This window comes from Candidatus Deferrimicrobiaceae bacterium (assembly GCA_035256765.1).
Lineage (GTDB): Bacteria > Desulfobacterota > Deferrimicrobia > Deferrimicrobiales > Deferrimicrobiaceae > CSP1-8.
The window spans coordinates 1-7227 of record DATEXR010000205.1; the positions used below are offsets into that span (position 1 = coordinate 1).

General features: G+C 58.9%; 9 protein-coding genes and 1 tRNA gene. 2 read left to right on the top strand and 8 right to left on the bottom strand.

The features are described from left to right. On the top strand, positions 1-823 hold an 823-nt coding region (locus VJ307_06910), incomplete at its 5' end, for a hypothetical protein (GenBank protein ID HJX73871.1). A gap of 76 nt (positions 824-899) precedes the next feature. Here the strand turns inward: VJ307_06910 and VJ307_06915 are convergent. The 3 genes from VJ307_06915 to VJ307_06925 all read right to left on the bottom strand — a co-directional run bounded on the left by VJ307_06915 (position 900) and on the right by VJ307_06925 (position 3723). Then, a complete protein-coding gene (locus VJ307_06915) occupies positions 900-1700 on the bottom strand; it encodes a class I SAM-dependent methyltransferase (GenBank protein ID HJX73872.1) in 801 nt (266 codons plus the stop codon). A gap of 9 nt (positions 1701-1709) precedes the next feature. Beyond that, positions 1710-2864, bottom strand: a complete 1155-nt coding sequence (locus VJ307_06920) for a deoxyguanosinetriphosphate triphosphohydrolase (protein HJX73873.1) — start codon at positions 2862-2864, stop codon at positions 1710-1712. A gap of 187 nt (positions 2865-3051) precedes the next feature. After that, on the bottom strand, positions 3052-3723 hold the full coding sequence (locus VJ307_06925; GenBank protein ID HJX73874.1) for a M50 family metallopeptidase: 672 nt from the start codon (positions 3721-3723) through the stop codon (positions 3052-3054). A 151-nt stretch (positions 3724-3874) separates the two neighbouring features. Here VJ307_06925 and VJ307_06930 point away from each other — a divergent pair, with 151 nt between their 5' ends. Further along, positions 3875-4069: a helix-turn-helix domain-containing protein gene (locus tag VJ307_06930; protein ID HJX73875.1), complete on the top strand. Its 195-nt coding sequence runs from the start codon at positions 3875-3877 to the stop codon at positions 4067-4069. 101 nt (positions 4070-4170) lie between these two features. Here VJ307_06930 and VJ307_06935 read toward each other — a convergent pair whose 3' ends face one another. From VJ307_06935 to VJ307_06955, 5 genes are all read right to left on the bottom strand, one after another. Then, positions 4171-5079 carry a hypothetical protein gene (locus VJ307_06935; GenBank protein ID HJX73876.1) on the bottom strand — a complete coding sequence of 303 codons (909 nt, stop codon included), beginning with the start codon at positions 5077-5079 and terminating at the stop codon, positions 4171-4173. Between the two features lie 66 nt (positions 5080-5145). Then, positions 5146-5222, bottom strand: a tRNA-Arg gene (locus tag VJ307_06940). Between the two features lie 30 nt (positions 5223-5252). Continuing rightward, positions 5253-5774, bottom strand: coding sequence for an adenine phosphoribosyltransferase (locus VJ307_06945; protein HJX73877.1), 522 nt, complete (start codon positions 5772-5774; stop codon positions 5253-5255). Continuing rightward, positions 5771-6478: a M23 family metallopeptidase gene (locus VJ307_06950; protein HJX73878.1), complete on the bottom strand. Its 708-nt coding sequence runs from the start codon at positions 6476-6478 to the stop codon at positions 5771-5773. Before VJ307_06950 ends, VJ307_06945 begins: the two co-directional genes overlap by 4 nt. Further along, positions 6475-7152: a protein-L-isoaspartate(D-aspartate) O-methyltransferase gene (locus tag VJ307_06955; protein ID HJX73879.1), complete on the bottom strand. Its 678-nt coding sequence runs from the start codon at positions 7150-7152 to the stop codon at positions 6475-6477. Before VJ307_06955 ends, VJ307_06950 begins: the two co-directional genes overlap by 4 nt. Positions 7153-7227 lie beyond the last annotated feature (75 nt).

Here is a 7227-nt window from a genome sequence, read left to right on the forward strand (position 1 = left end):
CCTCTGGCAATCGCGTTCCGAGCAGATGAGGAAGGCCGGCCTGAAGCCGTCGAAAGAACTGAATAACGCTTTCGGCCACCTGCTCGTCGCGGAAGGATCCGACTGGTGCTGGTGGTACGGGGATGACCATTTCACGCCGCATGGCCCGGAGTTCGACCGTCTGTTTCGCAGCAATGTAAAGGCGGCGTACCGCGAAATGGGGGAAGCCCCGCCCGATTCGATCGACATCCCCATCATCCGCGCCGACAGGATTCCGGCGGAGAAGAACCATCTGAAGAGGCCACGCGCGTATATCCACCCAAAAATAAACGGGAATATTACTACGTACTACGAATGGAGCGCGGCGACCCGGTATTTCCCCCGTCCGGAATTCGGAACGATGCACCGGGCCGTCTCCTCCGTCCTCGAGTGCCTTTATTTCGGGTTCGACGAGTCGAATCTCTTTCTTCGCATCGACCTTCACTCGTCGATTTTCGAACCCCCGGATTCTCTGGAAGTGGAAATTCTCTTCCCGGGGAAAAACCGGAAGATCAGCACGGTCCTGTATCCGGCGGATCCCTCCTTGCGCGTGTCGATCGGGAATATCGGCGAGATTCTCCGATCCGATCCTCTTACCAAGCCCGACACGGTCCGCGCGTCGTTTCGAAAGGTGCTGGAACTGGGGATCCCGTTCCGGGAACTTGGATGCGAGGGGGAAGAAAGGATCGAATTTTTCATGACGATCGTCCGGACCGGGACGGTCGGAGAACGGTGGCCCATGTACGGGACGTTCCTGGCGGACTTACCCGGGAGAAACTACGAAGAGGAGATGTGGGAGGTGTGAAAGGTCCCCGCACCGCGGGGCTCAACGTCTGGTAATATATATTATGTAATATTGAACATCGGGGGACAGGTTTTTTTTACCCTTTCCGGGAAACCACGAATTTCCACCCCATGAACAGGGGCCTCACCTCCTCCGTCAGTCTTTCGCATAGGTCCCGGATCATGGGGATCCGTTCGATGTAGGGAGTTTTGGGGAAAAATCCCGCCGACTGCGCGGGGATGCTCAAGAAATCAAACAGATATTCGTTGGTGATTTCGAACCGATAGTCGAATTCCGCGGTTCGAAAGCCCCTCATTGCCTTGAGAAATATCATGAGATCGTCGTAGGAGATGGCGCCGTACTGATATTTCAGTTCCGGGAAGACCAAAGGGACGGCATCCCGCCCTTTCGCGTCGAAAAGGCCGTCGTAATAGCTGATCGCCAGCACCCCGCCGGGAACGATCAACTTGCACGCCTGGTTGATCGATTCCCGGAAATTGGGAAGGAGGAAGATCGACGCGGTGTAAAATACCGCGTCGAAGGCTTCATGGAAGTAGTTCGCGAGATTCTCCGCGTCCCCCCGGACAAAGTAGATCCCCTTTTTCCCTTCCAAGCGCTCCCTCGCCTTGATGAGCATGGGCTCCGAGATGTCGATCGCGTAGATGATCGGGGGTGGATCCAGGGACTTGTAAATGCACAGGGTGGAGATTCCGGTGCCGCACCCCACGTCGAGCACTCTTTCCGGCGCGAAGGGTTCGTTCAGCTCGCATAGCTTCTTCGTGAGCGTCTCGAACAAACGGTGCTTTCTCTCGAAGGTGTCGTAGATGCTCGCGCTCTGATCGAAATTCCTTTCGACGGCTAATTTAAACCTAAAGTTTATATCTTTTTCTTTATGCATCGATAATATCTATACTTTTTTTAAAGGATCGAACAGTTTTTGATATTCCTCCATGGCGTACCGGTCGGTCATCCCTGCGATATAGTCGCAGACCACCCGTCTGGCACCGTCGTTCCCCAGGCGCGCGAAAATATGGGGGGGGAGCTGTTCGGGACGTTCGCAATAGGAATGGAAGAGTTCCCCGATGACCCGGCGGGCCTTCTGTTCCATCCGGATGACCCGGTAATTACCGTACATCTCTTTCAAAAGATGAGATTTCAGTTCCTTGTTCTTATCCCGCATTTCCTCATCGAACGCGATGCATTTTTCCCGCGTGGTCCGCCCTTGGTCCGGGGTGAGGACCCCGTACCTTTCCAAAAGGACCTGGGAATTCCGGATCAGGTTTCTCACAAGGGAAGATATCATAAATGATATCGCACGATATCGAAGGATATCCTCATCTATCGCATGATAATTTTCCCGTATGGAGGAAACCGCCTCGCGCCACAGTTCGACGGATCCCAGCCCTGCGGGCGTGAGCATGCCGGAACGAATCCCGTCATCGACATCGTGGCTGCTGTAGGCGATCTCGTCCGCAACGTCCGCTACCTGGGCTTCGAGGGTGGGATATCCCGGGTTCCGAAATTCCGGAACCGGAGGGGGATTGTCGTATTGGGAACTATGCTTGCAAATCCCCTCCCGGACCTCGAAGGTCAGATTCAGGCCGTCGAAGTCGGCGTACCGTTTCTCGAGGACGTCCACCACCCGCAGGCTCTGGAGGTTGTGCTCGAACCCCCCCTCCCCTTCCATCAGCTGATCCATCATGCGCTCCCCCGAATGCCCGAAGGGGGTGTGGCCCAGATCGTGGGCCAGCACGATCGCTTCCGTCAGATCCTCGTTCAGGCGGAGGGCGCGGCAGATGGAACGCGCGATCTGGGAGACCTCGATGGTGTGGGTGAGGCGGGTCCGGTAATGGTCCCCCTCGTGGTTCACGAAGACCTGGGTCTTGTACTCCAGCCGCCGGAAGGCGGCGGAATGGATGACGCGGTCCCGGTCCCGCTGGAAGACCGAACGGAACGGATCCTCCGGCTCCGGAAACTTCCTCCCCCGGGACTCCCCGCTCCTGACGGCGTACGACGCAAGCCGTTGCGCTTCCTGCCGTTCGAATTCCTTCCGGTCAAGCATGCGTTTTCACGGCGAAGCGATCTTTCCCCGCAGGTTTCCCACACACCGAAATTCATTCCTCCCGGGAAAGGCCGAATGCTCTTCCCCCTTTTTCCGGAGCGCACATAAAACGTTTCCCGAAGATGTCGCTGCGCACGGCCAGATTACCATAAATCCGATCCCGTTTAAGGAAAGGGGAAGGAACTTCTCAGCGAACGAGGAGGCCACGAACGTGGGCGAGCATGCTTCCTCCCGCGGCCCCGCCGGCCGACAGCCACTCCCGGTAGGCGGCAGCCGCCCCCTTCCATCCCGCCGTTACGCCGGGCGCCATCAGGCACGGGATCCACAACAAAAGGAAGAGCAGGACGACCGCCGCGGAGAACACCCTCCCGCTCCTTCGCAGATCCGGTTGCCCGGCCAGGAATCCCTCCGCGGAGAAAAGGAGGTGCATCGTGAACAGAAAGGAGGCCGTCGCGAGATAGAGGTCCGGGACCCAGGGGGATGCATGCCGGAAGACCGAGGCCGCGATGCCGATCCCCACGCTGTAAAGAGGGAAGATGTACGGAGCGAGGTCGATCATCACGTTCGTCCGGTCCATCACCACCTTTCCCCCATCCCTCGACGAGATGTGGAACTGGTGGATCTTTCGGAAAAAGAGTTTGGCGAGGACCAGATGGGAGAACTCGTGCGCCCACAGGTAGAGCCGCTCCGGCTTCCGAAGAAAGAAATGCACGAGAAGATAGACCAGGGCCCCCGCCAGGACGATCCATCCCTCATCCCGCGTCGCCATCCGCCCGGCGGGGATCGGGAAGGTAACCAGGAGAACCCCGTCGAACAGCAACAGGGGGATGCCGGCAAGAGAGAAGAGAAAGACCCTCACGCGCGGTTCCGTCCAGGAGAGAATCCTCCGTTGTTTTCCGGAATAGAATGGCGCTTCATATTGGAAAATATTCAGGTTTACAATATAATATCGTTATGGTATTTTCCTTGGAGAAACACATTTAAAATCATGTTCTGAAGGGCCTTGACGATTGGAGAGCCTCCCCAACATCCTCAAGACGCGCGACTTGGCCTATCTTCTGGACATGAGCCCCGACGCGGTAAACGACCTCGCCCGCAAAGGTGTGCTCAAGGGATATAAAAGCGGCAACCAATGGCGTTTCCGTCGCAAGGATATCGAACGGTACCTCGACAGGGAAGGGAAAAAACCGGTGCCTCCGGGGTGATTCGAACACCCGGCAGACGGTTTGATGAACCCTTGGCTTCTTTAAGCCAGACGGTTCGCGAAGTCCCCTCCTCATTGCCCCGGTTCCTCGGCACAAAGAGCTTACGGTACTTCGTCCGCATTCCCGTCACCGCATAGATGCGGCCAGCTTATCCCTTGATCCAGGGCGTGCGCCAGATTCTCACAGAACTGCGCTTTCGAGCGGAAGTTGTCGTTATAGCCGATGTTTCCGATATGCAACCACCGATCGTCGACCATCTCCACCGACATGGATTCTCCTGTTGCCGGGTCCCTGACTTCGACGTAGCGGCTGCTGGCGAATCGCAGGCGGTCCCGATCGTAGTGCTGATAAAGACAGCCCCAATTGCGAGCTCCTGTATCGAGCTTCTGCGAAAAATCATAAAGAAAGTTTATCGGCAGATCGGCAACAGTCGAAAAATCGAACAGACAATATCCGGCCCAGAGTTGCCATGCCCACGGACTGGTCCGCAGCTTGCCAAAAAACGGTTGATCCGCCAGCCGTTCCGAAAACTCGGTCTTTCGGACCGGAATCATATCGTGATCGATGAATGCGAACATGCGGGGATTTATGGCACGGACGACGTTGTGATAGATCCACGTCATGGACATTCCATGCGATCGATTCACGTGCCGGGTAGGGTTCGCCGGCAAAGCGAGATAGGGGATCCCGCGGTTGCGGCATACACGCTCGATATCGAGTCTCGCTACCGCCCGCCGTGAGTTGTCGAAAACCAACACGGCGGTATCCGTGAGGTTGCGTTGCGCCATCCGGAGCAGCCAGTCCAATACCCAGGGCTGCTCAAACGCAACGACCAGCGCAACATTCCGGTTCCGGAGCCGCTCCGACTCCTTCAGGAACATGTCCAGCGCTTTCGGCCGGAATATTTTGTAGATCGCGAGCCACGCATCGTTTCGCGTCTCCTTGAATGCGTACTGGAATGGGAGGAACCGCAACCATTCGCTTGTGGAGAAATTTTTTATGTCACGCATGCGGAGAGGTCTCCAAACGAGAGAGAGCAATTCTGGAACGGCACCCGCAATAAAGAATAGGAAAACTGGCGCCCCCGGGGTGACTCGAACACCCGGCAAACGGTTTAGGAAACCGCTGCTCTATCCGCCTGAGCTACGGGGGCGCATCCCAAGAAAGTCCGCCGGCTTCTCCCCTACTCCTTGAACTTGAGCAGGGAAAACACCTTCTGACCTTTCAGCTTGTCGCGGCCTCGAAGATCGGAAAGTTCCGCCAGAAAGCAACATTCTACAATAACGGCGCCGAGCCGTTTCAACAAATCGGCCACGGCGGCGACCGTTCCCCCCGTGGCGAGAACATCGTCGGCCACGACCACCCTCATCCCGGGTCGTATCGCATCCTCGTGGATCTCCAGCCGGTCTTTTCCGTACTCGAGCGCGTACTCCGCCGAGACCGTCCGGTACGGGAGCTTCCCCGCCTTGCGCACGAGGATGACCCCCACCCCCAGTTTGTAGGCCATCGCCGCCCCCATCACGAATCCGCGCGCCTCGATCCCGACGACGGCCTCCACTCCCTTGTCGAAGTGGCGGTGCGCCATGAGGTCGATCGCCCGCTGGTACGACGCAGAGTCGGAGAGCAGGGTCGTGATGTCCTTGAACTGGATCCCCTTGATCGGAAAGTCGGGGATGTTCCGTATCCGTCTCTTGAGCGCCTTCATCGCGTGGTTTCCGCCCTCTCGCAATATTTTTCGGGGTCCACCCCTTCCCCTTCCAGCCGCAGCTCGAAGTGGAGGTGCGGCGTCGTCGCGTTTCCGGTGTCCCCCACCTCCCCGATCACGCTTCCCCCCGCGACGATCTCCCCCGTTTTCACTCGGAAGCCTTTCAGATGTCCGTAGAGGGTCGTGACGGCGTCCCCGTGGTCCAGCACGATCGCGTTCCCGTATCCGCGCATCCCGTCCCCGGCGTACAGGACCACCCCGTATCCGGCCGCCCGGACCTCGGCGCCCTCCGGGGCCAGGATGTCGATCCCTTCATGCATGCGCCCGTTCCGATCCCCGAAGCCCGAGGAGATCGATCCGCGAAGCGGCATGACGAGCCTCTTCCCCGACAGACGGGAACTCGTCTCCCGGGGGTCCCGGAGGTCCTCCAGGGGGAGGACGGCCCTCGTGCGGGTCGCACCCGGGATCCACAGTAGCTGCCCGGTCTGCAACTCCCTCGGATCCACGATCCCGTTGCTCTCGAGGAGTTCGCGCGGTTCGATGCCGTACGTCTTCGCGATCCGGTACACCGTCTGCCCCTTTTCCACCCGGTGATAGACCCCTGTACCCGTCGAGCATCCCGCAACGAGCCCTGCCAGCGCGAGGGAGGCGAAAAGGAAGGTCCTCCATCCGGACGATTCCCCGAAAGGCCTTCTCCGGGTCATGCGGAGAATCCGTGTTCCCCCAGGAGCGGGACGAAGCGGCAACCGCCGAGATATTCCTTGCGGGGCGCCCCTTGTTCCTTGCGGACGCTTACGAGGTCCTGCTCCCAGCGTCCTCCGATCGGGATCACCATGATGCCGCCCTCCCTCATCTGCGCGAAAAGAGGTTCCGGCACATGGGGCGACGCGGCCGTGACGATCACCCGGTCGAACGGGGCGTCCTCCGGGGCTCCCAGGGTGCCGTCGCCCACGCGGAACAGGATGTTCTCGATCCCGAGCGACGCGAGTTTCGTTTGCGCCGTCCGCGAAAGGGATTCCAGCCGCTCCACGGTGACCACGATTTCCGACATGCGGCCGAGGATCGCCGTCTGGTAGCCCGAGCCGGTCCCGATCTCGAGCACCTTCTCGTTTCCGGACAGGTGAAGCGCTTCGGTCATCTCGGCCACGATGTACGGCTGCGATATGGTCTGCCCCTCCCCGATGGAGAGCGGGCCGTCCTCGTAGGCCCGGAGGGCGAGATCGGGAGGGACGAAGCGGTGGCGGGGAATTTCCCCCATGACCGAGAGAAGCCGCTCGTCCCGGATGCGGCGGGATTTCAGCTGATCCTCCACCATGGCGTGCCTTTTCCGGGAGAAGGACTCCTCGGAAAGATCCTTCCTGGGGCTTCGCCACGACAAGGCTCTGCGCTCTCACCACTTCCAGCGTCGTAAGGTTCGCAACGAAACGTAATTCGTCAGGTCGAGATGGATCGG